Here is a 26,208-nt window from a genome sequence, read left to right as displayed (position 1 = left end):
CCTGGTCGTGAACACGTGGATCCTCTCACTTCAATGGGCTCCGACCGTTTTGCCGGGGTCCCACGGTTTTATTCTCCTGCGGTCGCGGTCGCGGTGGCGTCGGGCACATGGTCGGTCGTGACGAGGTGGCAGGCCACCGGATGGTCGCCGAGGCGAAGGTCCCGCAGTTCGGGCACCTCCGTACGGCAGCGGTCGACCGCGACCGGGCAGCGCGTGTGGAAACGGCAGCCGGGCGGTGGGTCGAGCGGGCTCGGCACCTCGCCCGAGAGCACGACGCGACGCCGCCGTCTCTGCTTGACCGGGTCGGGGACCGGCGCGGCCGACAGCAGGGCCTGGGTGTACGGGTGCCGCGGCGCGGCGAAGATCTCCGCGGTCGGTCCCGTCTCCACGATCCGCCCGAGATACATGACGGCGATCCGATCGGCCAGGAACTCCACGACCGAGAGGTCATGGGTGATGAACAGGCAGGAGAACCCCATGTCGCGCTGGAGGTCGGTGATCAGGTTGAGCACCGAGGCCTGTACGGAGACGTCCAGCGCCGACACCGGCTCGTCGGCCACCACCAGCTTGGGCTCCAGGATCAGGGCCCGGGCGAGGCTCACCCGCTGGCGCTGCCCCCCGGACAGCTCGTGAGGGAAGCGGCTCAGCGTCTCGGCGCCCAGCCCCACCCGCTCCAGCATCGCCGTGACCTGCCTCGCCGCCTCGCCACCCCGGGCGATCCTGTGCCGCCGCAACGGTTCGGCGACGATCTGCCCGATCGTGAAACGTGGGTTGAGCGAGGAGTACGGGTCCTGGAACACGATGTGGACGTCACGCCGGAGCGGGCGCAGCGCTCTGCGGGACAGGTGCGTGATGTCGCGGCCCACGAGGCTGACGGTCCCCGAGGTGGGCTCGGTCAGGCGCAGGATGCACTTCCCGACGGTGGACTTCCCGCTGCCCGACTCACCGACCAGCCCGAGGACCTCTCCGGGACCGATGGAGAGCGACACGCCGTCCACGGCGTGGACCACGTTCCCCCGTCCGGCGCCGTAGTGCTTGACCAGCTCGCCGACCCGCAGGATCGGCTCTGCCACGGGTGACGTCACGGGTGACCTCCGGGGTGGAAACAGGCGGCCAGATGCGCGTCCCCGTGCCGCTCCAGCGGGGGGCGGGAGGCCGTGCAGTCGGCCTGGGCCGACGGGCATCGCGGATGGAACGCGCACTCCTGCGGATCAGAGAGCGGCGAGGGCACCATGCCGGGGATCTCGGTGAGCCGCCTGCGCCCGTCCGGCCCGACGACCGCGGCCGCGGGAAGGGCGCGCATCAGCCCCAGCGAGTAGGGGTGGCGAGGCCGGGCGAACAGTTCCTCGACCGGCGCCTGCTCGACGGCCCGGCCCGCGTACATGACCACGGCCCGGTCGGCGATGTCGGCGACCACGCCCAGATCGTGGGTGATCAGAATGATCGCGGTGCCGAGCCGGTCGCGCAGGTCGCGGAAGACGTCGAGCACGCCCGCCTGGATCGTCACGTCCAGCGCCGTGGTCGGTTCGTCGGCGATCAGCAGCTGGGGGGAGCAGGCCACCGCGATGGCGATCATCACCCGCTGGCACATCCCGCCCGACAGCTGGTGCGGATACTCCCCGACCCGCCGGTGGGGGGCGGGGATTCCCACCAGCTCCAGCAGTTCGACGGCGCGGGCGCGGGCGGCCCGCGCGGACAGGCGTTCGTGCCGGCGCAGTACCTCGGTGATCTGGTAGCCGACCGTGAACGACGGGTTCAGGGAGGTCATCGGCTCCTGGAAGACGACCGCGACCTCCTTGCCCCGTATTCGCCGCATCTCCGCCTCGGGAAGGACCGTGAGCTCCCGCCCGTCGAGCTTGATCGACCCTGACAGGCGGGTCGTGGCGGAGGGCAGCAGCCGGGGCACCGCCATCGCGGTGACCGACTTGCCGCAGCCGGACTCGCCGCACAGCGCGAGGATCTCGCCCCGCTCCACGCCGAACGACACGCCCTTGACGGCGTGCACCGTACCGTCTTCGGTGTCGAAGCCGACCGTGAGGTCGGTGATCTCGAGGAGGCTCATCGGCCACTCCCGGGATTGACGGGGTTCATCGGCCGCTCCTTGGGGTCGGCGGCGTTCACGGGCCGCTCCTGGGGTCGAGGACGTCGCGCAGACCGTCTCCGAGCAGGTTGAAGCCGAGCGTGGCCAGCGCGATCAGCAGACCGGGCCAGATCGCCAGCCACGGAGCCTGGTCGAGGTACTGCTGCGCGTCGCTGAGCATCACGCCCCATGACGGCGTCGGCGGTTGCACGCCCAGCCCGAGGAACGACAGCGTGGCCTCACCGATGATCGCGGTGGGGATCGCCACGGTGGCCTGGACGATGAGGGGGCCGGCAGAGTTGGGCAGGATGTAGCGGAACAGGATGTGACCGTCGGTCGCGCCGTCGGCGATCGCCGCCGACACGTAGTCCATCTCCCGGATCGCCAGCACCTCGCCGCGTGTGATCCGGATGACCGCGGGGAGCTGGGCGAACGAGAGCGCCAGGACGACACCGCGCAGCGACGGGCCCAGGATGGCGGCCAGCCCCACGGCGAACACCAGGAACGGGAAGGCCAGCGTCACGTCGACCAGCCGCATCACGATCGAGTCCAGCCACCGCCGGTAGAAGCCGGCCGCCAGCCCGATCGGGATGCCGACGGCCATCGCCAGCAGCGTGGACAGCACCCCCGCCTGCAGCGAGGTCCGGGCTCCCGACGCGACCCGGGCGAACGCGTCGCGACCGAGATCGTCGGTGCCCAGCGGATGGTCGATCGAAGGCGGCATCAGGGTCGCCAGGTAGTCCTGAGCCGAGGGGTCTCCGCTCACCAGGGGGCCGAAGACGGCCAGCACCAGGAACGCCACGACAAGCGTCAGGCCGATCATGGGCATCGGGCGGCGCCGGAACCGGCGCCAGAGCCGGCGGCGGCGATCCGCCCGGCCCGAGTTCCACCGCACGATCGGCTCGGGGGGATGCGTTTTCTCAGCCACGTGAACCTCCCGACAGCCGGACGCGCGGGTTGAGCAACGCGTAGGCGATGTCAACGAGGAGGTTGACCAGCACGTAGCCGGTGACCGTGACCAGGACGACGGCCTGGATCACCGGATAGTTGCGGGTGAGGACCGCGTCGATGGTCAGCTTCCCGAATCCGGGAAGCACGAATATCTGCTCGACGACCACCGCGCCGCTGATCAGCGCCCCGAGTTGCAGGCCGAGTACGGTGATCACGGTGGTCAGGCTGTTGCGCAGGGCGTGCGCGCCGACGACCTTGGTCTCCGACAGGCCCTTGGACCGGGCGGTCCGGACGTAGTCGGCCGACAGCGCCCCGAGCATCGCCGACCGGGTCTGCCGCATCAGCACGGCGGCGAACCCGGTGCCGAGCACCAGGGCCGGTAGCACCATGCGCTGCAGGTTGCCCGCCGGATCCTGCGTGAAGGGGATGAACCCGGACGCCGGCAGCCAGTGCAGGGTGACCGAGAACAGCAGGATGCCGAGCAGTCCGAGCCAGAAGTGCGGGACGGACAGGCCGATCAGGCCGAACCCGGTGGCGACGTAGTCGGCGAGCCGGCCGCGCCGTACGGCGGCGACGATGCCGGACAGCACGCCGATCATGATCGCCACCAGCAGGGCCAGGGCGGACAGTTCGAGCGTCACGGGCAGGCGCTCGACGAGGATCTGCCCCACCGGCAGCTGGTCCTGGGTGGAGCGGCCGAGGTTGCCGCTCAGAACCTGGCCGACGTAGTCGACGTACTGCGTGGGCAGGGGCTTGTCGAGGCCGTAGGCGTGGCGGATGGCCGCGACCGCCTGGGGCGTCGCGTCCTCACCGGCCATCACCAGTGCGGGGTCGCCGGGCAGCGCCCTGATCCCCAGAAAGATCAGGACGCTGGCCAGGAACAACACGATCAGTGCCGCTCCGCCTCGGCGGAGGACGAACCAGAGCATCTGGCCGGTCCTACTGGGCGAGCCCGGCGGTGGTGAACCGCGGGAGCCCGTCCTCGTAGTACTTCACGCCGGCGACGTTCTTGTTCATGCCCAGGTAGTACTTGTTGTGGTACAGGTAGATGACGCTGCGGATCTCGGCCGCCCGCTGGACCGCCTTCGCGTACAGGTCACGACGCTCGTTGACGTCGCCCGTCGCCGCGGCCTCCTTGATGGGGTCGTCGATTCCCGGGTCGGACATGCCGCCGAAGTTGTTCGTGCCCCCGCTGGTGATCAGGTTGGTGACGTTGCCGTCGGGGTCGACCCGGCCGGACCATCCGTTGAGGAAGGCGTCGAACTTGCCCTCCCTGCCCTGCTCCAGGGTGGTGACGAACTCGGCCGTCTGCACGGTGACGGCGAACCCGGCGTCCTTGACCATCTGCTGGATCACCTGGGCCAGCCGCTGGTTGGTCGCGTCGTTCGGCGAGAGCAGGGTCACCGGGATCGGGGTCTTCACTCCGCTCTCCGTGACCAGCTGCTTGGCCTTGGCCGGGTCGTGCGGAGGGCACTTGAGGTCGGGCGAGCGGTAGGGGCTCTTCAGCGGGAGGGGGAAGCAGTCCGGCTCGTACAGGCCGTTGTAGACCGTCTTGTTGATCACGTCCCGGTCGAGGGACAGCTCGAAGGCCTCGCGGAGCCGGGGATCGCCTGCCAGCGCCGTGTCGACCTTGCCCGGCTTCTCCGTGGCCCCCTTGGCGTTGCCCACGTTGATGGTGAAGCCGTAGAAGCCCAGGCCGCCGCCGGAGACCACCCCCAGGTTGGGGTCGGCCTGAACGCCGGCCACCGTGGTGGTGGCCAGCTGGTCGGCCACCTGGACGTCACCGGACTTGAGGTTGGCGGCCCGTACGTTCGGATCAACGATGATCTTGTAGGTGAGCTTGTCGAGCTTGACCTTCGCGGCGTCGTAGTAGTCCGGCGCGCGCTCCAGGCGGATCTCGCTGCCGGAGGTGCGGCCGGCGAACTTGAACGGTCCGACGCAGACGGGACCGGCCCCGAAGTTGTCGCCCTCGCTGTCCAGGGCCTTCGGCGACATGATCATGCCCGCGCGGTCGGCGAGCTGCGCGGTCAGCGGGGTGAAGGGACGCGACAGGGCGAGACTCACCGTCTCCGGGTCCACGACGGTCACCTCCTCCACCGCGGCCAGGTCGGCCTGGCGGGACGACTTCTCCCACGTGCGGTGGCGGTCCAGCGACTTCTTGACCGCGGCGGCGTCCAACGTCGTGCCGTCGTTGAACTTGAGACCGGTCCGCAGCTTGATCGTGACGGTCTTGCCGTCCTCCGAAACCTCCGGAAGTTCGGCCGCCAGCTGGGGAACAAGGGCGGAGGTGGCGTCTATGTCATAGAGCTTCTCGCACATGTTCACAAATACCTCGCGGCCCACGAGGGTCGTCGACAAGCTCGGATCCAGGGCGTCCGGGTCCGCGTTGAGCGCGACGGTGAGGGTTCCACCCCCCTTGACCTGACGGTCGTCGGCCCCGGCACCGGTGACGGAGGGGGCCGGTGCGCTGCCGCCTCCGCCTCCACCGCAGGCAGTGAGGACTAAGGGTGACACGGCGAGGGCCACGACCAGCCTGCGGAAGCTCAAGGGGGATCGCATGGGGGGCTCCTTCTTTCCCGAGACAACTCAGGGGCAAGTCAGGAGACTGTATACGATGTACGGTTTCGGAAGTGTTTCTCCTTTACAACAGGAGAGGGGCCTTCCTGTCACATGACAGGTGCAACATCGGCCCCACCTGCACCTTGTGCCCCCTCGGACCGCCGCGTATTCGGCTCGGTCGAAAGTGGTGAATCGGTTAACAGGGTCGTAAAAAAACCGGACCCCGCGTGGGGCTCGGCCGGGAGACGTCCTGCGGCTACCTCACGCAGGTGAAGATCGCGGTGCCGGGGAGGTGGCGGCCGCGCAGCGGGCTCCAGCCGCCCCACTCACGGTCGTGGCCCTCGGGCCACTCCGGCTCGGTCAGCGCCGTCAGGGTCATCCCCGACGCGGTGATGTGCCCGATCCAGTCCGCCATCGTCCGGTGGTGCTCCACGTAGGTCGGCTGCCCGTCGTCGCCCATCTCCACGTACGGCGAGCGATCGAAGTAGGAGCGGTCGGCGGTCAGCCCGCCGGGGCCAGGATCGTCGGGGAAGGCCCAGCGGACCGGATGGCTCACCGAGAAGACCAGGCGGCCACCCGGGCGCAGCACCCGGCGGGTCTCGGCGAGAACGGACCTCGCGTCGGCCACGAACGGCAGCGCGCCGAACGCCGAACAGGCCAGGTCGAACGACTCGTCGGCGAACGGCAGGGCCTCCGCGTCGGCCTGGACCACCGGGAGCGCGGAGTCGGTGTCGATGTCGATCCGGCGGGAGTGCTGGAGCTGGCGGAAGGACAGGTCGAAGGCCGCCACCCGGGCCCCCCGGCCGGCCAGCCATCGACCGCACTGTCCCGCGCCGCAGCCGATCTCCAGGATGTCCCTGCCCACGACGTCGCCCAGCAGGTGGGCATCGGCCTCGTCGAGGCCCTCGGGGCACCAGACGAAGCCGGAGTCACGCAGGAACTCTCCGTGCTCCGCCTGGTATTCGTCCGCGGCGCCGTCCCACCAGCCGCGGTTGGCCCGCGAGGTGACCACGGCGTCCACTCGATGACGACCGATCCCTGCGAGGCTCATCAACGCATCTTCGGCCGAGGCATCCTGGCGCCGCGCGGCAGCGGCCCCTTGGGCATCGGCAGAGTCTGCGGAAGAGCCTTGAGCCGGCTGTTGATCTCGTAGACGGCGGGCTTCTTGAGGTTGCGGGGCAGCTTCATCAGGTGCCGCTGCAGCTTGGCCAGCGGGATCTGCCCGTCGCCGTCACCGCACTGGATGTCGTAAACGGGGACGTCGAGGGCGACGCGCTGGACACGCTTCTTCTCGGAGACCAGCATCTTCTGCACTCGGCTGCCCGGCCCCTCGGAGACGAGGATGATGCCGGGGAAGCCGACCACGCGGTGCACGATGTCCTGGTCGCGGGTGACCGCGACGGCCGGGGTGACCTCCCACTGGCCGCGCATGCCCTGCAGGATCGCGGCTGCGGCGCCCACCTGGCCGTGCAGCATGGAGTACTGGGCTCTCTGGGCGAGCTGGCCGAACACCACCAGTCCGACGGTGAGGGCCAGCATGACCCCCAGGAAGAGCAAGTACCAGATCAAGCCCGTGACCAGGCCGATGACGACGCACAGCACGAGTGTGCCGAGCGCCGACGCGTAGACAATCGGCATCCCCTTGGGGTTGGCTTCCTTGATGATCTTCGCGATCATGCCGAGCTGCTTGATGCGCCCCGGGCGCTCTGATTCTGCGGGCTTTTTGGCCATACTCCGAGAATACAAATCCAGGGGTCAAGATGTGAAAACGTGACCTGCCGCTTTCGGGTGTAAAGGGGCGAAGAGGCCACGAAGGCGAAGGGCCCCGCACGGAGGTGCGAGGCCCTGGGACCACGGGTGCCCGGAGGTCCGGAAGCCCGGATCAGGCGTGCTGACGAGCCCCGATGGCCTGCTTGTAGAGGCGGCCGGCCCGGTAGGAGGAACGGACCAGCGGGCCGGACAGGACTCCGGCGAAACCGATGGCCTCGGCCTCCTTCTGCAGCTCCACGAACTCCTCGGGCTTCACCCAGCGCTCCACGGGGTGGTGGCGCGGGGTGGGACGCAGGTACTGGGTCACGGTCAGCAGGTCGCATCCGGCCTCGTGGAGGTCGCGCATGGCCTGGACGATCTCCTCGCGCTCCTCGCCCATGCCGAGGATCAGGTTCGACTTGGTCACCATGCCGGCCTGGCGGGCCTTGGTGATCACGCCCAGGGATCGCTCGTAGCGGAACGCCGGCCGGATGCGCTTGAAGATCCGCGGCACGGTCTCGATGTTGTGCGCGAAGACCTCGGGCTTGGCGGAGAAGACCTCCTCGAGCTGGTCCTGGTCGCCGTTGAAGTCGGGGACCAGCAGCTCGACGCCGCAGCCGGGAAGCAGCGCGTGGATCTGCCGCGCGGTCTCGGCGTACAGCCAGGCACCGCCGTCGGGCAGGTCGTCACGGGCGACCCCGGTCACGGTCGCGTAGTTGAGGCCCATCTGCCGCACCGAGTCGGCCACGCGGCGCGGTTCGTCGGTGTCGTACTCCTTGGGCTTGCCCGTGTCGATCTGGCAGAAGTCGCACCGCCGGGTGCACTGGTCGCCGCCGATGAGGAAGGTGGCCTCGCGGTCCTCCCAGCACTCGGAGATATTGGGACATCCGGCTTCCTGGCAGACGGTGTGCAGGCCTTCGCGTTTGACCAGCGCCCTCAGCTCGGTGTGGTTGGGACCGGTTCGGTACTTGGTCTTGATCCACTCGGGCTTCTTCTCGATGGGGGTCTCCGCGTTGCGGACCTCCAGCCGGAGGAGCTTCCGGCCTTCAGGGGCAACGGTCATGAGATCTCCTTCGCCGGTCGGGGGACCGGGGCGCTGAATACATCGGTTCGCTTGTCACGCTGGCTCACCGTCTCAGCTTATGTCCCGGAAGAACCTGGGGCGGACCCGGGGCTCAGCGCCGGAAAAGGTCCTCCTCGGGAAGCTCGAAGGCCTGCGCTCCGAGCGCCTCCGCCAGGTGCTTCTCCGCGTACGGCATGACCTCGTCGACCACGATCCGGCGGCCGGTCTCGGCCGACAGCGAGGAGACCCCGGCGTCGCTGATCCCGCACGGGACGATCCGGTTGTACCAGCTCGGGTCGTTGGAGCAGTTGAGCGCGAACCCGTGCATCGTGACGCCCCCCGCGACCCGGATGCCGATCGCGCCGACCTTCCTGTCCGGGAGGCCGTGCGAGGGGTCGCCGGCTACCCAGACGCCGCCGCGGCCCTCCACCCGGCCCGCCTGCACCCCGAAGTCGGCGCAGACGTGGACGAGCGTCTCCTCCAGGATCCGGATGTAGGAGGTCACGTCGAGCCGCTCCCCGAGCCTGATGATCGGATAGCCGACCAGCTGGCCGGGACCGTGCCAGGTGATCCGGCCACCCCGGTCGACGTCGATGACCGGGGTGCCGTCGGAGGGTCGCTCGTGCGGGGCCGTGCGTTTTCCCGCCGTGTAGACCGGTGCGTGCTCGAGCATCAGACAGGTGTCGGGAATCTCATCGGCCGCCCGGCGGGCGTGGATCCGCCGCTGAAGATCCCATGCCTGCTCGTAGGGGAAGTCAACGCCAAGACGGACGATCGCCAGCTCACTCACGCATCAAGAGTAGTTGACCCATCGGGGCTCAAGACGTGAGAAGTCGAGGCTCGATGCGGAACTCCTTGGCCCCACCAGCCCCATCGTGCTCCACTTTGTACGCGTAGGCGCCTTGGTGCACGGTAACGGCCTGGATGAATTCCGTGCCGACGTAGTGCAGCGCGACGCCCTCGTCGGCGGCGTAGCCGTCGGGCAGCTCACCGGAGGAGACCGACTGGTGCAGCAGCTCGCGGCGCTGCGGGTCGGAGTTGTAATGAACGCCACACGAGTGAGGCAGGAACCCGAGGCCGTCGGACCACGTCCGCAGGGTCGGGCCGAAGGAGTCGGTGTTGCCGCCCACGTGCCAGCAGAGAGCTCCCGCGCTCTGCCCGGACAGCACCACACCCGCCTCCCAGGCCTCCCTGAAGGCCTCGTCCAGGCCGTGCAGCCGCCACAGCGCCGCCAGGTTGGCCACGCTGCCCCCGCTGACGTAGATGACGTCCTGGCTCAGGATCCACTCGCGAGGATCGGCGACGTTGGGCATCGGGAAAACGGTCAGATGGCTGACCTCGACGTCCCATTCGCCGAACGCGCCGTACATCTTCAGAAGCCATTCCGCGTCGTCTCCGGTGGCGGTGGCGAGCAGGCCCAGCCTGGGCCGGTCCTGACCGGTCAGATCAAGGGCGTATCTGAGCAACGGGCTCGCCTCGAGGACCCCGTGGCGTGCGGAGGGGCGGAAGGAGCCGCCCCCGATGGCAAGAATGTGAGACTGCCCGGACCTGCCCATACGTATCTCTCCAGTGGCTCCAACGGCGACAAGGGACCCTAGAGTACGGTGGCCAGTGCCTCGTTGAGACGCGTATGCCGGAACGCATGGCCGCTGTCGAGCAGGCGCCGCGGAAGCACCCGCTGCCCGATCAGCACACCCTCCTCCGCGAACCCGCCCAGGGCGGTGCGGAGCACGATCCCGGGCACCGCCAGCGGCATCGTGGGCCGGTGGACGGCCTCCCCGAGGGCTCTGGTGAACTCCGTGTTGGTGACCGGTTCGGGGGCGGTCAGGTTCACCGGACCCGATATTTCCGGATTTTTCATGAGACTCCGGACAGCGAGTACCCAGTCCTCGGCGGAGATCCACGACCAGTACTGCCGCCCGGATCCCAGCGGGGCGCCCAGCCCCAGCTTGAAGATCGGCAGGATCCTGGACAGGATGCCGCCGTCACCGCTCAGCACCAGGCCGGTGCGGAGCAGCACCACCCGGATGCCCGCCTCCTCGGCGGGTGCCGTCGCCGCCTCCCACGGCACCACCACCTCCTCCGCGAGGAACCCGGTGCCCGGCGGGGCCGTCTCGTCCACCGCGCGGTCGCCGGTGTCCCCGTAGAAGCCGATCGCGGAGCCGGACAGCAGCACCGGGGGCTTGGCGGACAGGCCGGCCAGCGCCTCCGCCAGCGTTCCCGTCCCCTTGACCCGGCTGCGAACCACCTCGCGCTTGTAGTCGTCGGTCCAGCGCCGGTCGCCGAGGCCCGCCCCGGCCAGGTGGACCACCGCCTCCGCGCCTTCCAGGGCCGCCGGGTCGACGATGCCCTTCTCCGGGTTCCAGAAGGACTCGTCCGCGTCCCGTGGGACACGCCGGACCAGACAGACCACCCGGGCGCCGTCGGCGCGCAGAGCCTTGACCAGAGCCGATCCCAGCAGTCCCGAGGACCCCGTCACGATGATCGTCATGTCGCTCAATCTAATCGACCTCCCCCCACATATTCGGAAGGCGGGCGCTCACCGGACGCACCGGATTCACGGCGCGCCGGAATCCGCCGTGGAATCTCGCGGGCCCTCACGAAAACGCTGAGGAGGACGGAACCCTCGGGAGCCCGGGACGTCTTCCGGACGGACGCCCGTTCCGGGCCGAAAATCGGGGAGGTCGCCCGCCGACGCCGGTCTGAAGGTGATCTTCGAGATCGTTGAGGAGACTTCAGGAGGCCTCGGGGGAGGCTCGCGGGAGAACGGAACGGGCCGGCCCGCGAAAACGCGGACCGGCCCGGCGGAGAGAAGAGGGCTGAACGGACTAGCCGTTGAGACCCAGCTGGTTCTCGAAGTTGCCCTCCTCGAGACGACGCTTGATCGTCGTCAGGAAGCGGGCGGCGTCGGCACCGTCGACCAGACGGTGGTCGTAGCTGAGCGCGAGGTAGACCATCGAGCGGATCGCGATGACCTCGCCCTCGGCGGTGTTGATGACCACCGGGCGCTTGACGACGACGCCGGTGCCCAGCATGCCGACCTGCGGCCTGTTGAGGATCGGCGTGTCGAACAGCGCGCCCCGGCTGCCGGTGTTGGTCAGCGTGAACGTGCCGCCGGTGATCTCGTCCGGGCTCACCTTGTTGGTGCGGGTGCGCTCGGCCAGGTCGGCGGTCTTGCGGGCGAGCCCGGCGATGTTGAGGTCACCGGCGTCCTTGATCACCGCGACGAGCAGGCCGCGCTCGGTGTCGACGGCCATGCCCAGGTGCTCGGCGTCGAAGTACGTGACCTCGTTGGTCTCGTCGTTGATCGTGGCGTTCAGCTTCGGGTGCTGCTTGAGCGCCTCGACGGTCGCGAGCGAGAAGAACGGCAGGAACGAGAGCTTGACGCCCTCACGCCGCTGGAACTCCGCCTTCGCCCGGTCGCGCAGCTGAGCGATCCTGGTGACGTCGACCTCGACCACGGTGGTCAGCTGTGCCGCGGTCTGCAGCGATTCGACCATGCGCTTGGCGATGGTCTGACGCAGGCGGGACATCTTCTCGGTACGGCCGCGCAGCGTGGTGTCCACCACGACCGGCTCGGGAGCCTGCGCGGCGGCCTGGGCCGGAGCCTGGGCGGCCGCCTGCGGGGCGGGGGCGGGAGCCTGTGCGGCGGCCCGCTCACGCTGGTTGCGGGCCGCCTCCAGGACGTCCTGCTTGCGGATCCGGCCGCCGACGCCGGTGCCGTTCAGCGAGTCCAGGTCGACGTCGTGCTCGCCGGCGAGCTTGCGCACCAGCGGGGTGACGTACGGGCTGTCGCCGGAGGCCGGCGCGGCCGGCGTCGTCGAGATCGGGGACGGCGGAGGCTGGGTGGCCTGCGGAGCCGGGGCGGGGGCGGCCTGCGGGGCGGGGGCCGGAGCAGGAGTGGGCTCGGGGGCCGGGGGAGCGGCCTGGGGAGCGGGCTGGGGGATCGAGGAGATCGGCTGCTGCGCCTGCTGGGGGGCGGGCGCGGGCTCCGGCTCGGGTTCGGGCTCGGGGGCCTTCTCCTGGGCGGGGGCGGCGGCCGCGGAGCCGTTCTCGTCGATGATGGCGAGCTCGGCGCCGACCTCGACGGTCTCGTCCTCGGCTACGATGATCTTGGTGAGGATGCCCGCCGCCGGCGACGGGATCTCGGTGTCGACCTTGTCGGTGGAGACTTCGAGGAGCGGCTCGTCCGCCTCGACGCGCTCACCCTCCTTCTTCAGCCAACGGGTGACCGTGCCCTCCGTGACGCTCTCACCGAGCTGGGGCATCTGTACGGACTTCGGCATTGGTGTCTTCTCTCGCGTTCCAGGTGAGGGCGTAGTTAGTTGTGAACGTGCAGGGGCTTGCCGGCCATGGCCAGCATCGCCTCGCCGATGGCCTCCGACTGGGTCGGGTGCGCGTGGATCAGCTGTGCGACCTCGGCGGGGAGAGCCTCCCAGTTGTAGATCAGCTGCCCTTCGGTCACGAGCTCGCCGATACGACGGCCGACCATGTGCACGCCGAGCACCGGGCCGTCCTTCGCAGTGATGATCTTGACCGCGCCCTGCGTCTGCAGGATCTGGCTCTTGGGGTTGCCCGCGAGGTCGTAGGTGAACTCGACGATCTCGTGGCCGCGCTCCTTGGCCTGGACGGCGGTGATGCCCACCGAGGCGACCTCGGGGTCGGAGTAGGTGATCCGCGGCACGCCGTCGTAGTCGATCGGGACCGGGTTGAGCCCGGCGATGTGCTCGGCCACCAGGATGCCCTCGGCGAAGCCCGCGTGAGCGAGCTGCAGGGTCGGGATCAGGTCGCCGACCGCGTAGACGCCCGGCACGCTGGTCTGGCAGAACTCGTTCACGGTGACGGTGCCGCGCTCGATCGCGACACCCGCCTCCTCGAGACCCATGCCGGTGGAGACGGCGCCGCGGCCGACCGCGACGAGCAGCAGCTCGGCGTCGAGGGTCTTGCCGTTGGCGAGCGTGACGACCACGCCGTTGTCGGTGATCTTGACGCCCTCGAAGAACACGCCCAGTTCCTGCTTGATGCCGCGGCGGCGGAAGGCGCGCTCCAGAAGCTTGGAGCTCGACTCCTCCTCCAGCGGGAGCAGGTGCGGCAGGCCCTCGACGATCGTCACCTCGGCGCCGAACGAACGCCAGACGCTGGCGAACTCGACGCCGATGACGCCGCCGCCCAGGACGACCACGGAGGCGGGCACGCGGTCCAGCTTGAGCGCGTGCTCACTGGTGATGATCCGCTCGCCGTCGATCTCCAGACCGGGCAGGGACTTGGGCGCGGAGCCCGTCGCCAGCACGATGTTGCGGCCCTCGTAGACGGTGTCGCCCACGGCGACCCCGTTCGAGACGAGACGGCCCTCGCCCTCGATGATCGTGACGTTCTTGCTCTTGAGCAGACCCTGCACGCCCTTCCAGGCGCGAGTCACGATCTTGTCCTTGAACGCGTGGACCGCGGGCACGTCGATGCCCTCGAAACGGGCTCGGACGCCGTAGGTGGCGCTTTCCCGCGTCTCGTCGGCCACTTCCGCGGAGTGCAGAAGAGCCTTGGTGGGGATGCATCCCCGGTGCAAGCACGTGCCGCCGATCTTGTCCTTCTCGATCAGCGCGACCGTCTTGCCCAGCTCGGCCGCCCGCAGAGCGCAGGCATACCCACCGCTACCGCCACCCAGGACGACGATGTCGTAGGGGCCGCTGCCATCAGCCACAGGAAAAGCTCCTTGTCGGATCGGAATACCGTGTTCACGGTCGCGCCCGTCCCGGGCACTCGCCGGCTCCGCGGATCCCGACTCGGATCCGCACCGCCGCTCTTGTGCCCGGCTCGACGCTGTGCCGGTGCCCCGCCTCTGGCTTGACCCCGACAACCGCATCTTTTCATTTGTCTACGTCGCTTGTGACCCGCTTACGCGGGCCATGACTAGCCCGCGTAACGCTCGGCGAGACCGACGAGGGTCCGGGTGATCGCCCCGGTGCCGCCCTTCGGCGTGTAACCGTGGGCCTCACCCTTGTTGAAGGCGGGACCGGCCATGTCGATGTGTGCCCAACGGACGCCGTCCGGCACGAATTCCCGCAGGAAGATGCCCGCCGTCAGCATCCCGCCGAAGCGCTCGGGGTGCAGGTTGGCGATGTCGGCGACCGGGGAGTCGAGGCCCTTGCGGAGCTCGTCGGGCAGAGGCATGGCCCACACGGCCTCACCCTGCTCGCCCGCGATCTCGACGATCTCCGCACGGAGATCGTCGTCGTTGGCCATGACGCCCGCCGTCCGCCAGCCCAGCGCGACGATCTGGGCTCCGGTGAGCGTGGCGACGTCCACGATCAGGTCGGGGTTGTCCTGACCGGCGCGGGCGATGCCGTCGATCAGGACGAGGCGGCCCTCCGCGTCGGTGTCGAGCACCTCGACGGTCTTGCCCGAGAAGCTGGTGAACACGTCGGAGGGACGCTGGGCCGAGCCGCTCGGCATGTTCTCCGCCAGGCAGAGGTAGCCGATCACGTTGACCTTGAGGCCCAGCCTGGCGATCGCGAGGAGCGCGCCGAAGATCGAGGCCGCACCTCCCATGTCCGCCTTCATCCAGTCCATCGCGGCCGACGGCTTGAGCGACAGGCCGCCCGAGTCGAAGGTGATGCCCTTGCCGACGAGTGCGATCGTCTTGGCGGCCTCGGGGTGGCCGTAGGCGAGGCGGACCAGGCGCGGCGGGCGGATCGAGCCCTGGCCGACGGCGACGATGCCGCCGTATCCGGCCTCCTCAAGCTCCTTCTCGTCGAGGACCTCCACCGACAGGCCGGCCTTTGAGCCGGTCTCCTCGGCGATCTCGGCGAAGCGGGCCGGCCACAGGTCCGACGGCGGGGTGTTGACCAGGTCGCGGACCAGCGAGACCGAGTCGGCCAGGGCGGAGGCGCGCTCGATCGCGGGCCCGGCGCCCTCGGCGTCGCTCAGCACGGTCAGCTCGGTCACCGGGGCGCTTCGCTCGCCGGTGGTCCGGTATTTGACGAAGGAATAGGCGCCCAGCAGGCCGCCGATGGCGACGGCCCCCGCCTGCTCCGCATCCGCGGCGGGCAGGGCGAGCGCGACGCGGCCGGTGCCGGCCAGGGCGCGGATCGCGGTGCCGGCGGCGCGGCGGAGGACCTCGGCGTCGTAGTCGCCCTCGGGTGCGTCGCCGAGACCGACGACGACCAGCAGGGGAGCGGTCAACGCGCCGAAGGTCGGCACCTTGGCGACCTCGCCCGGCTTGCCCTTCATGCCCACGCTGTCGAGCGTCGCGGCCAGTCTGCCGCCCAGCGCCTCGTCGAGGCCGTCGGTCCCGGGGGCGGGGCGCAGACCGTCCGGGCCGGTATGGATGCCGACGACCAGGGCGTCGGTATCGAACGAGACAGCGTTGTCAGTTGGGTTCAGCCGCACAGTGGTCACGTAGGCCGATGCTAGTCGCGCTTGGCGAATGCGCGTTAACGAGGGTTCGTCCTACGAATCGCCGCATCTGATGGTGCCACAGTGGGTAGCACCATTCAGGGAAATGATGCTAATGTCGTTAGCACTATGTTGCTTACCCTGGATCTGAACGATCTCCGGCCCCTGCACGAGCAGGTCGCCGAGGCGATCCGACGAGCCGTCGCCGAGGGGTCATACGCACTCGGAGACCGGCTCCCGCCCGCCCGCGATCTGGCCGAGGCACTGGGCATCAACGCCAACACCGTCCTGCGTGCCCTGCGCGACCTGCGCGACGAGGGCGTGCTGGAGTTCCGCCGCGGCCGCGGGGTGAGCGTGCTCAGCCGCCCCGACCCGCGCAGCGTGATCGAGGAGAAACTGCGGGCCCTGCTCTCCGAGGCGGGCCAGTACGGCTACCGCCACGACGACGTCATCGAGCTCATCAGGGAAATTTCATGACCGGGCCCCGCTCCCGGTCCTCTAGAGGGGAAACCGTCATGGGCCTGCGAGGCCGGTTCCTTTCCGTGGCAGTCGGCTGGTTCGCGCTGCTGACCGTCGTTCTGGTCGCCGTTCCCCTGGCGCTGCGGAATCGGCTGCCCGAGCCGATGGCCTCCCACTGGGGTCCGTCGGGTGCTCCCGACGGATCGATGCCCTTCGCCGTCCTGCTCGCCCTGCAGGTGGGCATATGGGTGCTGATCGGCGGCGGGGCCTGCGCGGGCGCCCTCCGCGACTCCTGGGTGCTCCGGCGTCGCGCGAGCCGGATGGGCCTCGGCGCCCTGCTGTGCGGCGGTGGCCTGTTCCTCGTGGGACTGCAACTGGTCACGCTCTCCGCGAACCTCGACGTTCCCACCTGGTCGGGAGCCGCCTCCCTGTCATGGGGCGCCCTGTTGGTGGTCGCCGTGATGCTGCTGGGCGGCTGGCTGGGAGCGCTCGCGGCTCGGCCCGGCCCCGACGAGTCCCCGCGATCGAGCGGCACCGCGACGGAGACGATTCCGCTCCGTCCCGGCCAGCGCACGGTCTGGGTCTCCTCTGTCCGCAACGGCTGGGTCTCCGGGATCGGCGGATCCCTTCTCGCCGCGGGGGCGGGCTTCGCGGCGGTCGCCCTGCTCAACGGGAACGACGCGCTGTGGCCTCACTCAGTGATCATGATCGTGACCGGCCTCCTGGCCCTGACCTTCAGCTCGGCGCGCGTGCAGATCACCGAAGACTGCCTGCGGATCTCCTACGGACCGCTGCGCCGGCCCCGCAAGCACATCCCGATCGAGCGGGTGCAGCGAGCCTGGTCGGAGGAGCGATCCCCCTGGGAGGTGGGCGGCTGGGGCATCCGGGGCATGCCCGGCGCCGCGACGGTCATGCTCCGAAGCGGGGAGTGCCTGGTCGTGGGCTACGTCTCCGGTGGCCGGTTCACCATTTCGATCGACGACGCCGAACACGGCGCCGCCCTCCTGAACACCCTCGTCGCCAGAGCGCCCACCAGCACCGGTTCGAGCTGACCTCCCGTGCCGATCGACCCGTTCCGGTAGCCGTCCGTCCAGACCGCCCCCGCTCCGGGGCTGCCCCTGCCTCGGCAGGCCCCCGCGGGGCGGCCCCAGGACTCCAGGCCCCCGGACTCCAGGCCCCCAGACTCCCAAAAGCCCCCTGAAGCCCCCCAAACCCCCTGAAAGCCTCCCGAAGGCTCCTGTGAAGGTGAAACGTCATGCCTCGTCGTTCGGCTGACCTCTGGCTGTTCCTGCTCCTCGCATTCGGCCTGTCCTGGTTGTTCGCCCTTCCCCTCTGGCTGACGGGCGCATCCCTCGGTTCTCTGATGGTCACGGTGGTCGGCTTCGCGATGATGCTCACCCCGACGCTCGGTGTCCTCGCCGTCCGGTTGTACGGCCGGCGGAAAGGACAGCCCGGGACCACCTGGCGCGAGTGGGCCGTGCGGACCGGTCTGTCCCTGGGTGAGCGCCGAGGGCGCACGTTCGCGCTCATCGCGCTGGCCTGGTTCGGCACCCCGCTGCTGGTCGTCGTGGCGATCGCGCTCAGCGCCGCCCTCGGGCTGCTCTCCGTGGACCTGGGCGGACTCAGCCTGTTCCGCCAGAGTCTGGCCACCGCTACCCCGGGGCAGGCGCTTCCGCTGGAGCCCGAGGTGCTGTTCGCCGTGCAGATCGTATCGATGGTCCTGATCGCCCCACTGATCAACTCGATTCCGGCCTTCGGGGAGGAGTGGGGCTGGCGAGGTTGGCTCCTGCCTCGGCTGATGCCGCTCGGCACCTGGAAGGCGCTGCTGGTGTCCGGAGTGATCTGGGGGGCCTGGCACGCCCCGCTCACCCTGCGTGGCTACAACTATCCCGAGCTGGGAGCGTGGGCCGCGCCCATGTTCGTCATCTTCTGTGTGGTCTTCGGGGTCGTGCTCGGCTGGCTCCGCCTCTACTCCGGCAGCGTCTGGCCGGCGGTGATCGGCCACGGTTCCCTGAACGCGTCGGGCGGTCTCGTCCTGCTCATCGGCGACGCGGCGGATCCGCCCAACCTCGTCGCCGGGATCACCGGGCTGGTCGGCTCCGCGCTCCTGGCTGTCATCTCGGCCGTGCTGCTCAAGAGCCGGCCGATCCGGCACATCGACTCTGTCGCGGTCTGAGCCCGTCTTCCTGAGCGTCGGTCGGTCCGGCCGCCTGCTCACTCCCTGCCGCCATTGCGGTCCGAGGCCCGGTCAGCTCCTTCCCGCCCATATGCGGTCGGGGCGATCATGGGGCGATCCGAGGGAGCGGGTGAGTGCGGGGCGATCCGAGGGAGCGGGTGAGTGCGGGGCGATCCGAGGGAGCGGGTGAGTGCGGGGCGGCCCGAGGGAGCGGGTGAGTGCGGGGCGGCCCGAGGGAGCGGGTGAGTGCGGGGCGGCCCGAGGGAGCGGGTGAGTGCGGGGCGGCCCGAGGGAGTTGGTGAGTGCGGGGCGGCCCGAGGGAGTTGGTGAGTGGGGGCGACCCAAGCGGGGTGGTGAGTGTGGCGAGTGGCCGGGGGTGGTCTCAGCGAGATCCGGGGTGGTCAGGCGATGATGACGCAGGCCACCAGGGCTGCGGCTGTGGCGGTCTCGACGAGAGCACCGAGCACGTCTCCCGTGATCCCGCCGAGCCGCCGTACGGCCCTTCTCCGCAGGACCCAGGCCGCAAGCAGTCCCACGAGGACGGCCACGGGGAAGCCCCAGAACACCGGTAGTCCACTCCCGGCTGCCGGATCTCCCAGAAGAAGGCCGGGACCGTCAGACGCGCCCGCCATGCCGGTCCCCTCGAAGAGGCCGTACCCGCTGGGAGGCGAGAGGAAGACCTCAAACCGTGAATCCGGCAGCCGCGACGCGAGGACGTCGCTGAAGTGAAAGAAGGCCACGGCCGCCGTTCCGGCGAGCACGAGGACGGTCATGACCAGCGCGACGCCTCGCCGCACGGTGCCCGCGACCATCGAGCCGAGTCCGCCCGGGCGGGCCGAGGGGATGCCCACGAGGCAGGCCCAGGTGAGGGCGAGCCTTCCCGTCACGCAGGCCGCGACCAGCGCGATCGGGCCCACCCCCGCGGTGGTGGCCTGCGTCAACGTCCCGACCTGGATCAGCAGGGTGAAGACCAGCGTCACGACGCCGAACGGGCCGATGTCGGACCGTTTCATGATGTCCAGTGCCTGCTCGGCGGGCTTGCCGCTGCCCAGCCCGTCCGCGAGATCGGCCAGCCCGTCCAGGTGGAGTCCCCGGGTGAGCAGTGCCAGGGTCCCCACCGCCAGCACCGACGCCGGAAGCGGGGTGATCCCCAGCTCCAGTGCCAGCGTGAGCACCACCCCGGCGACGGCACCGAGCAGCACCCCCACGATCGGTGCGACCGTCATCGCGATCCCACCGGCCCGGCGATCGACCACCCCCGGACGGACCGGGAAAACACTCAACGTGCCGACCGCGAGACGGATCCCGTCGGCGAACGTGGACGAACTCTCGGAAGGCGGCGTTTCAGACACGATCGGTGATCGTAGCCCGGAGGCCGCCTCTCACGGCATGCCTCACGGCGAGCGTGGGTGTCCCCGCCTCCGTTTCCTTCTTATCCTGCGTGGACGTTGTCGTAGGACGGGCAGTTCCGAGGTGGACGGGCCTGAGGTTGTCGTGGGGTGAGCCGTTCCAGAGCGGGCCGATCGGAGGTTGTCGTGGGGTGGGTGGTTCTGGATTGGGCGGGCCGGATGTTCTTGCGGGATGGGCGATCCCGGGGCCGGTCAGATGGGGAGGGAGAGAAGGCGGCCGGAGACGACCAGGGCGACGTCCTCGGATTCGAGGGCGAGACGCTGGTTCAGGCGTCCGAGGACATCGCGGAACATCCGGCCGCTGGAGGTGGCGGGCACCACACCGAGGCCGACCTCGTCGGAGACCGCCACGACGCGGGCACGGGTCTGCCGCCAGGCTGCGACCAATTCGTCGCATCGGGCCGTGACCGCGTCCCTGGCATCCCCGCTGTTCCCGCCGCCCTTGTCGGTCCCGCTGTTCTCGTCGTTTCCGTCGTTCCCGCTGTTCTTGTCGTACGTGCTGTTCGTGCTGCCTTCGTCCGTCCAGGCGTCGCACTCGTCGAAGACCGCGGCGACCCATGTGCCGAGCCCGTCGATCAGCATCGGGGTTGTGACGGTCCGCAACAGGCCGACAAGATCGGTGGTCTCGACCGTGTCCCAGTGAGCGGGCCTGCGGTCCCGGTGCGCGTCGATCCTGCGCCGCCACTCGGGATCGTCGCCGCCGGAGGGACCGGTGGCGACATAGAGGACCTCGGGCTCGGCAGCCAGCCGGAGCTCGGCCTCCGCGGACTTTCCTGACCGTGACCCACCCAGCAACAGGGTCCTGCGAGGGAGCGGGGGCAGGGGAGGCACGGGCTCCCGGGTGTCGATGACCGTTCCGTCCGGTACGGCACGCACCCCCCACAGCGCGGCTCGCCGGGTCAGCTCGGTCTCCGTCGGCACCCGGTGATCGATGTCCACGGCCACGACATGGGTCCGCTCGCCGACCAGGCCTCTGCGGCGCAGGTCTCCCAGACGCTCCGGCCGGTCCAGCACGTCCACCAGAACCAGGTCCAGCGCCTTCTGACCATGCACTTCCTGAGTCGGTGCCCCTTGGCCCGGCGTCTTCTGCCGGTTGTCCGTCAGCGCGGGGCTTCGCGGCTCGGTCCGCTCGCCGTACCGGCCTGGGGGAGAGGCGGGGAGCGGGGCCGCGTAGAGGATCCGGTCACCGTCGGGTGTGGTGACGGTGAGGCCGTCGGCGCCGGTTGCGGTCCGGTAGCCGGAGGGGAGCGGGCCGGCGAGGGGAAGTCGTACGGAGTCGGCCAGGACGATCGCGGTGGGGCGGCGATGGCCGTGGACCAGGCGGGCGCAGGAGGCGCACCCGCAGCCCGGAAACGGCCAGCCGCCCGCTCCCGCCGTACCGGAGATCAGGACCTTCACCGAGCCCTCCCGAGGATGCCCCGGCCTTCGGATCGGGGTTGTTGATGGCCTCAGCGTACGGGCGCCCGATCTGGCCGATGTGGGCGGCATGATTTTTGGCTCCACGCTCGGGGCGCCTTTGAGAGGTAGGGTTCGTTGAGCCGTCGAGGGGGCACCAGCAAGACCCGTAAAAGGAGCGTATTGCATGACTTGGCACTGGCGTTATGAAAACGCAAATGGTGGCGAGGTAACTGAGGGAGTTTTGCCGTCCGACATGTTCCCAAGTCAGGCCGATGCCGAGTCCTGGCTTGGCGAGAGCTGGCGTGAGCTGCTGGAATCCGGTGTTGAGAAGGTCACCTTGCTTGAAGGTGACCGGGTCGAATACGAGAAGATGTCACTGCGCTCCGAATGAACGAGAAAACCCCTTGAGTTTCCCCGTCAACGGGAAAACTCAAGGGGTTTTATTTATTGCGATGATTACGGGCGCTTCTCGGGGCTGACGGTCTTGGCGGGGTCCCGCTCGACGATCGAGCCAAGAACATCGTCGATCTTCTTCAGCACGTCGGTGTCCAGCTTCACGCCCGACGCCTTGACGTTGTCATGGACCTGCTCCGGCCTGGTCGCCCCGACGATGGCGGAGGCCACGTTCGGGTTCTGCAACACCCAGGCCACGGCGAGCTGGGCCATGCTCAGGCCGAGGTCGGCGGCGATCGGCTTCAACTCCTGGACGCGGGCGAGCACGTCGTCGTTCAACAGCCTGGCGATCATGTTGCTACCGGACGGGTCGGTGGCCCGGGAGCCGGAGGGCGGCGGCTGGCCCGGCAGATACTTACCGGTGAGCACACCCTGGGCGATCGGGGAGAAGACGATCTGGCTGACCCCCTCCTTCTCGCTCAGCGGCACGATCTCGGACTCAATGACCCGCCACAACATCGAGTACTGCGGCTGGTTGGAGACCAGACGGTCGAAGCCCATCTCATCGGCGATCTTCAGAGCCCGGGAGATCTGGTCGGCATTCCACTCGCTGACGCCGACATAGAGGACCTTGCCCTGCCGTACGAGGTCGTCGAAGGTCTTGAGGGTCTCCTCCATCGGCGTCTCGTTGTCGAAGCGGTGAGCCTGGTACAGGTCGACGTAGTCGGTCTGCAGACGCCGCAGCGAGCCGTGGATGGACTCGGTGATGTGCTTGCGGGAAAGCCCGCGGTCGTTGCGGCCCGTGCCGGTGGGCCAGTAGACCTTGGTGAGAATCTCCAGGGACTCACGGCGGACGCCCTTCAGCGCCCGGCCGAGCACTTCCTCCGCCCTGGTGCCCGCGTAGACATCGGCGGTGTCGAAGGTGGTGATTCCCTCGTCGAGGGCGGCCTGCACGCACTGCTTGGCGGCGTCCTCCTCGACCTGGGAACCGTGGGTGATCCAGTTGCCGTAGCTGATCTCGCTGACGATGAGACCGCTTCGGCCAAGGTGACGGAATTCCATGTGTTTGACCCTAGTGGGCATCATGAAACAAGCTCATTTCGGGATACTCTGCCCCGGTGCTGAAGTTGATCACCTCCCGCTGGGTACGGTTCGCGCTCGTGGTCGCCGCGGTGGCGGCGATCGTCGCGACGGTCCTGCGCCTGCGCCCAGCGCGGCAAGGCCCGGCGATTCCTGGAGGCGCGGCTGAGGGTCCTGGGGACAACGCGTCCCGGGGTCCCGGGATTGCGGCCGGGGACAGGGTGAGCGAGGCGGGGGAGACCGGGAGCGCGTCCGATTCGCCGTGGCCTCCGGTCCCGATCCTGGGCCTCCCCACCGGCGACTACCTTGCGCGTTATGCCGCCGGGCGGTCCACTCCGAAGGGGTTCTCCAGGGACCCCCTGCCGCGATTTTCCCTGAGCGAGATCACCCGGAACCGTCCGCTCCTATGGGGCGTTGTCGGGCTCGCGCTGTGCCTCCTGGTCTTCGGCACGCAGGTCCTCGAGAACACGGCCTTCTCGAAGGAGGTGGAGACCGTCGAGGAGTCGGCGGCCTTCGTGGGAACCTCCGACTGGAGGCCGGACGAGCCTGACAACGACTTGTGTCCCGAAATGCCGGACAACTTGGCAGGAGAAAGGCCAGATGACCTGGCGGCCGAGGGGACGTATGGCCTGATACGCACGTTCGGCCAATGTCTGATCGATGTGGGGTCAGTCGCGGAAGGGTCGGACGCCCCGGTTTCCACATACGTCGACCCGGGCGGCCTGGACAGCGTGGGGACGCTGGAGGAGGTCCCCTCCGACGAAATGCCGGTCGGCGAGGAGCCGGTCCCGGTCCGCGAGCCGGTCGCGGACGCGGACTGCCGGCCGGAGGTCCGGGCGCCGAGGGTGCGAGCCGTCAGTCCGGGGGTGACCCGGGCGGTCAACCGGCAGTGGCGGCGGATCGAGACGTGGCTGAAGACCAACGCCCCCAAGACCCGTCTCACGCTCGGCAGGCCCGGCAAGGCCCGGACGATCGCGGTCGCGGAGGCGCAGATGGGCCTGCGGTTCCCCGACGACCTTCGGGCCTCCCTGCTCCGTCATGACGGAGCCGTCTCCGTGGAGGACACCTGGGCTTTCGGCTTTCTCGACAGCGAGAACCAGGGGGTTCGCGGTATCCGCGACACCTGGCGAGGGCTGTGTGAGGCTGATGGGGAGGAGAGGAGCGACGATCCGCGATCGGACTCGTGGGACGGGCGGATGATCCCGATCGGTGCCGACGGGAGCGGCAACCATCTGGTGATCGACTCGGTGGTGGGCGACGTCGGGGACACCGACAACGAGGGCACGATGAGCTTCACACCGGGGGAGATCCGGATCGGCTCGTACTACGAGCTGCTGAAGGCGACCGCGAACGCCCTGGAGACCGGCGGGTTCATCGGTTACTGGAAGCCGGAGGTGGTCGACGGCGAGCTGGAGTGGAACATCCCCGACTAGCCATGATCAACGGCAGCTCCGACATCCGGTCGAATGGGATAAAAGCATCAAATGCTGCATAAAAGTCTTATTGCGACAAGTTCTGTATACAGCTAATTGTTAGAAAACTCCCAGCTAGCTATCAGAAATCGCACCCGAAATCCCCCGCGAACGGGTCCCGCACAGCAAAAACCCCGCCTCTCCACGGGAGAGACGGGGTCGGGAAGACCTACTTGCCCGCGCTCTACTTCTTCGGCGGGACGGGCTTGCCGCCGGGCAGGAAGGCGGGGGGCGGGAAGCGCAGCTTGCGGATCTGCAGCGCGCGCATGGCGGCGTAGAAACCGACGCCCTTGAGGCTCTCGTCGGGGAACTTCTCGGCGACGAGTTTCTTGACCTTCCAGGACACCCAGACCGAGGTGAACAGCACGCCGACCATCATCACGGGCCAGCCGATCGTGATGACCGCGACGTAGACGGGCTGGCGGATTTCCGGCGGGAAGGGAACCCAGGTGAGAAGGAGGATGACCAGCGAGAACGGCAGGAAGTACTGGCTGATGACACGGCGAGAGTCGACCCAGTCGCGGGCGAACTTGCGGCCGGGCCCCCGGTCGCGTGCGGGGAAGTACTTCTCGTCGCCGCGCATCATGCCCTCGCGCGCCTTGACGCGGTCGGTGGCCTGGCGCGTGCGGAGCTGTTTGTAGGCCTCTTTGCGATTCTGGGGGGCGTTCACCGGCTGGCGGCGACGGCCTTCGGCGTCCCGGCGCTTGGGTGTGGGACGCCCCTTGCCCGCAGGCTTAGGATCGTTATCGGAGGCGGGGGAGTCGTCCGCGGTGGTCTGGGTACGTCGGAACACATCGTCAGCCTACCGGGACTGCAACTTAGTGACGCCCCCGCGCGTTATGCGTAGGGTGAACCCTATGGTGGTTCCGGCGTTTTTACGGGGGGCTGGAATCGCTGGGGTGACCCGAAGCGCACTTGAAGAAGGGGACGGCCGACGCGCATGAGCGTGATGAAGAGACTTTCGTTGATCTTCAGGTCCAAGGCGAACAACGCGTTGGACAAGATGGAGGATCCGCGCGAAACCCTGGATTACTCCTATCAGCGCCAGTTGGAGTTGTTGCAGAAGGTGCGCCGGGGCGTGGCCGACGTCGCCACCTCGCGGAAGCGGGTGGAGTTGCAGATCAATCAGATCGAGGCCCAGTCGCGCAAGCTTGAGGAGCAGGGCCGCAAGGCGCTCGGCGTTGGTCGTGAGGACCTCGCTCGCGAGGCGCTGACCCGCAGGGGAGGCTTGCAGACCCAGATCGCCGACCTCCGTGTGCAGCACGACAACCTGCAGGCCGAGGAGGAGAAGCTCACCACCGCCTCGCAGCGACTGCAGGCCAAGGTCGACTCCTTCCGCACGAGGAAAGAGACGATCAAGGCGACCTACACCGCGGCCGAGGCGCAGACGCGGATCAACGAGGCCTTCTCCGGCATCTCCGAGGAGATGGGCGACGTCGGTCTGGCGATCCAGCGAGCCGAGGACAAGACGGCCTCCATGCAGGCCCGCGCCGGCGCCATCGACGAACTGCTGGCCAGCGGTGCGCTCGACGACTACAGCGGACAGCGCGGCGACGACATCCAGGCCGAGCTCGACCGCATGGGCGGCGGTCACGACGTGGAGCTGGAGATCGCGCGGATGAAGGCCGAGCTCGGCCAGGGCTCCGCGCCCAAGAGTGCGATCGAGCCGGGTTCGCCCCAGCAGCAGCCGAATCAGCAGCCGCAGTCGAACCAGACGCAGCAGCTGCGCCAGCCGGGGGAGGGGCTGTGATCGTTCGCATCATGGGAGAAGGACAGATCGAGATCGGGCCTGACGATCTCGAGGTCCTCAACGCTCTGGACAGTGGCCTGGAGGCCGCGATCGAGGCCGGGGACGAGGAGACGTTCCGGGTCCAGCTGCACGCCCTGCTGGACAAGGTCCGCCACGTCGGCAAGGCACTTCCGGACGACAGTCTGGAGTCCTCGGAGCTGATTTTGCCTCCGTCTGACGCTTCCATGGACGAAGTGCGGGAGATGCTCGGCAACGAAGGGCTGATTCCCGGCTAGCT

The 26,208-nt window shown here is 69.0% G+C and carries 25 protein-coding genes; 7 read left to right on the top strand and 18 right to left on the bottom strand.

The features are described from left to right. Positions 1-68: 68 nt before the first annotated feature. The 14 genes from CHC08_RS51135 to CHC08_RS00350 all read right to left on the bottom strand — a co-directional run bounded on the left by CHC08_RS51135 (position 69) and on the right by CHC08_RS00350 (position 15,797). The gene (locus CHC08_RS51135; RefSeq protein WP_245878046.1) at positions 69-1,085 is read right to left on the bottom strand and encodes an ABC transporter ATP-binding protein; all 1,017 of its coding nucleotides are present in this window, start codon (positions 1,083-1,085) and stop codon (positions 69-71) included. After that, positions 1,082-2,062, bottom strand: coding sequence for an ABC transporter ATP-binding protein (locus CHC08_RS51130; protein ID WP_089205104.1), 981 nt, complete (start codon positions 2,060-2,062; stop codon positions 1,082-1,084). The genes CHC08_RS51135 and CHC08_RS51130 overlap by 4 nt, the downstream gene beginning before the upstream one ends. A gap of 55 nt (positions 2,063-2,117) precedes the next feature. Next, positions 2,118-3,008, bottom strand: coding sequence for an ABC transporter permease (locus tag CHC08_RS00405; protein ID WP_218825048.1), 891 nt, complete (start codon positions 3,006-3,008; stop codon positions 2,118-2,120). Then, positions 3,001-3,960 (bottom strand): ABC transporter permease, encoded by a 960-nt coding sequence (locus CHC08_RS00400; protein WP_089205103.1) that lies wholly within the window; start codon positions 3,958-3,960, stop codon positions 3,001-3,003. The genes CHC08_RS00405 and CHC08_RS00400 overlap by 8 nt, the downstream gene beginning before the upstream one ends. Before the next feature lie 10 nt (positions 3,961-3,970). Next, positions 3,971-5,590 carry an ABC transporter substrate-binding protein gene (locus CHC08_RS00395; protein WP_089205102.1) on the bottom strand — a complete coding sequence of 540 codons (1,620 nt, stop codon included), beginning with the start codon at positions 5,588-5,590 and terminating at the stop codon, positions 3,971-3,973. A 256-nt stretch (positions 5,591-5,846) separates the two neighbouring features. After that, entirely contained in the window at positions 5,847-6,641 is a 795-nt protein-coding gene (locus tag CHC08_RS00390) for a class I SAM-dependent methyltransferase (protein ID WP_089205101.1), read from the bottom strand. Beyond that, positions 6,641-7,321, bottom strand: a complete 681-nt coding sequence (locus tag CHC08_RS00385; protein ID WP_089205100.1) for a DUF4191 domain-containing protein — start codon at positions 7,319-7,321, stop codon at positions 6,641-6,643. The genes CHC08_RS00390 and CHC08_RS00385 overlap by 1 nt, the downstream gene beginning before the upstream one ends. Positions 7,322-7,472: 151 nt before the next feature. After that, the gene (gene lipA, locus CHC08_RS00380) at positions 7,473-8,402 is read right to left on the bottom strand and encodes a lipoyl synthase (RefSeq protein ID WP_089205099.1); all 930 of its coding nucleotides are present in this window, start codon (positions 8,400-8,402) and stop codon (positions 7,473-7,475) included. Between the two features lie 112 nt (positions 8,403-8,514). Next, the gene (lipB, locus tag CHC08_RS00375) at positions 8,515-9,192 is read right to left on the bottom strand and encodes a lipoyl(octanoyl) transferase LipB (protein ID WP_089205098.1); all 678 of its coding nucleotides are present in this window, start codon (positions 9,190-9,192) and stop codon (positions 8,515-8,517) included. Positions 9,193-9,220: 28 nt separating this feature from the next. Beyond that, positions 9,221-9,958: a Type 1 glutamine amidotransferase-like domain-containing protein gene (locus CHC08_RS00370; RefSeq protein WP_089205097.1), complete on the bottom strand. Its 738-nt coding sequence runs from the start codon at positions 9,956-9,958 to the stop codon at positions 9,221-9,223. A gap of 38 nt (positions 9,959-9,996) precedes the next feature. Next, positions 9,997-10,893 carry a TIGR01777 family oxidoreductase gene (locus tag CHC08_RS00365; RefSeq protein WP_089205096.1) on the bottom strand — a complete coding sequence of 299 codons (897 nt, stop codon included), beginning with the start codon at positions 10,891-10,893 and terminating at the stop codon, positions 9,997-9,999. A 337-nt stretch (positions 10,894-11,230) separates the two neighbouring features. Next, a complete protein-coding gene (gene sucB / locus CHC08_RS00360; RefSeq protein ID WP_089205095.1) occupies positions 11,231-12,688 on the bottom strand; it encodes a 2-oxoglutarate dehydrogenase, E2 component, dihydrolipoamide succinyltransferase in 1,458 nt (485 codons plus the stop codon). A 35-nt stretch (positions 12,689-12,723) separates the two neighbouring features. Continuing rightward, the gene (gene lpdA / locus CHC08_RS00355) at positions 12,724-14,100 is read right to left on the bottom strand and encodes a dihydrolipoyl dehydrogenase (RefSeq protein WP_089205094.1); all 1,377 of its coding nucleotides are present in this window, start codon (positions 14,098-14,100) and stop codon (positions 12,724-12,726) included. 209 nt (positions 14,101-14,309) lie between these two features. After that, positions 14,310-15,797, bottom strand: coding sequence for a leucyl aminopeptidase (locus CHC08_RS00350; RefSeq protein WP_089205093.1), 1,488 nt, complete (start codon positions 15,795-15,797; stop codon positions 14,310-14,312). 126 nt (positions 15,798-15,923) lie between these two features. Here CHC08_RS00350 and CHC08_RS00345 point away from each other — a divergent pair, with 126 nt between their 5' ends. From CHC08_RS00345 to CHC08_RS00335, 3 genes are all read left to right on the top strand, one after another. Further along, positions 15,924-16,271 (top strand): GntR family transcriptional regulator, encoded by a 348-nt coding sequence (locus CHC08_RS00345; protein WP_179281812.1) that lies wholly within the window; start codon positions 15,924-15,926, stop codon positions 16,269-16,271. 38 nt (positions 16,272-16,309) lie between these two features. Continuing rightward, positions 16,310-17,305 carry a DUF1648 domain-containing protein gene (locus CHC08_RS00340; protein WP_089205092.1) on the top strand — a complete coding sequence of 332 codons (996 nt, stop codon included), beginning with the start codon at positions 16,310-16,312 and terminating at the stop codon, positions 17,303-17,305. A 203-nt stretch (positions 17,306-17,508) separates the two neighbouring features. After that, positions 17,509-18,429 carry a CPBP family intramembrane glutamic endopeptidase gene (locus CHC08_RS00335; protein ID WP_089205091.1) on the top strand — a complete coding sequence of 307 codons (921 nt, stop codon included), beginning with the start codon at positions 17,509-17,511 and terminating at the stop codon, positions 18,427-18,429. A 401-nt stretch (positions 18,430-18,830) separates the two neighbouring features. Here CHC08_RS00335 and CHC08_RS00330 read toward each other — a convergent pair whose 3' ends face one another. Both CHC08_RS00330 and CHC08_RS00325 read right to left on the bottom strand, forming a co-directional pair. Beyond that, positions 18,831-19,781, bottom strand: coding sequence for an adenosylcobinamide-GDP ribazoletransferase (locus CHC08_RS00330; RefSeq protein WP_143653029.1), 951 nt, complete (start codon positions 19,779-19,781; stop codon positions 18,831-18,833). Positions 19,782-20,030: 249 nt separating this feature from the next. After that, positions 20,031-21,236: a bifunctional adenosylcobinamide kinase/adenosylcobinamide-phosphate guanylyltransferase gene (locus CHC08_RS00325; protein ID WP_245878045.1), complete on the bottom strand. Its 1,206-nt coding sequence runs from the start codon at positions 21,234-21,236 to the stop codon at positions 20,031-20,033. A gap of 184 nt (positions 21,237-21,420) precedes the next feature. Between CHC08_RS00325 and CHC08_RS00320 the strand changes: the two genes are divergently transcribed. Further along, a complete protein-coding gene (locus CHC08_RS00320; RefSeq protein ID WP_089205088.1) occupies positions 21,421-21,627 on the top strand; it encodes a hypothetical protein in 207 nt (68 codons plus the stop codon). A 65-nt stretch (positions 21,628-21,692) separates the two neighbouring features. Here the strand turns inward: CHC08_RS00320 and CHC08_RS00315 are convergent, their stop codons facing one another. Then, positions 21,693-22,691 carry an aldo/keto reductase family protein gene (locus tag CHC08_RS00315; RefSeq protein ID WP_089205087.1) on the bottom strand — a complete coding sequence of 333 codons (999 nt, stop codon included), beginning with the start codon at positions 22,689-22,691 and terminating at the stop codon, positions 21,693-21,695. Positions 22,692-22,747: 56 nt separating this feature from the next. Here CHC08_RS00315 and CHC08_RS00310 point away from each other — a divergent pair, with 56 nt between their 5' ends. Next, positions 22,748-24,142 carry an SMI1/KNR4 family protein gene (locus tag CHC08_RS00310; RefSeq protein WP_089205086.1) on the top strand — a complete coding sequence of 465 codons (1,395 nt, stop codon included), beginning with the start codon at positions 22,748-22,750 and terminating at the stop codon, positions 24,140-24,142. A 223-nt stretch (positions 24,143-24,365) separates the two neighbouring features. Here the strand turns inward: CHC08_RS00310 and CHC08_RS00305 are convergent, their stop codons facing one another. Beyond that, positions 24,366-24,974 (bottom strand): DUF3043 domain-containing protein, encoded by a 609-nt coding sequence (locus CHC08_RS00305; RefSeq protein ID WP_089205085.1) that lies wholly within the window; start codon positions 24,972-24,974, stop codon positions 24,366-24,368. A gap of 147 nt (positions 24,975-25,121) precedes the next feature. Between CHC08_RS00305 and CHC08_RS00300 the strand changes: the two genes are divergently transcribed. Then, positions 25,122-25,931, top strand: coding sequence for a PspA/IM30 family protein (locus CHC08_RS00300; RefSeq protein ID WP_089205084.1), 810 nt, complete (start codon positions 25,122-25,124; stop codon positions 25,929-25,931). Continuing rightward, on the top strand, positions 25,928-26,206 hold the full coding sequence (gene pspAA, locus CHC08_RS00295; protein ID WP_089205083.1) for a PspA-associated protein PspAA: 279 nt from the start codon (positions 25,928-25,930) through the stop codon (positions 26,204-26,206). Before CHC08_RS00300 ends, pspAA begins: the two co-directional genes overlap by 4 nt. The last annotated feature ends 2 nt before the right edge of the window (positions 26,207-26,208 follow it).

This window comes from Streptosporangium subroseum, from assembly GCF_900188345.1.
GTDB classification, from domain to species: Bacteria; Actinomycetota; Actinomycetes; order Streptosporangiales; family Streptosporangiaceae; genus Streptosporangium; species Streptosporangium subroseum.
Note: the sequence above shows the minus strand (reverse complement) of the source record. Positions and strands in the feature narration are given on the sequence as shown.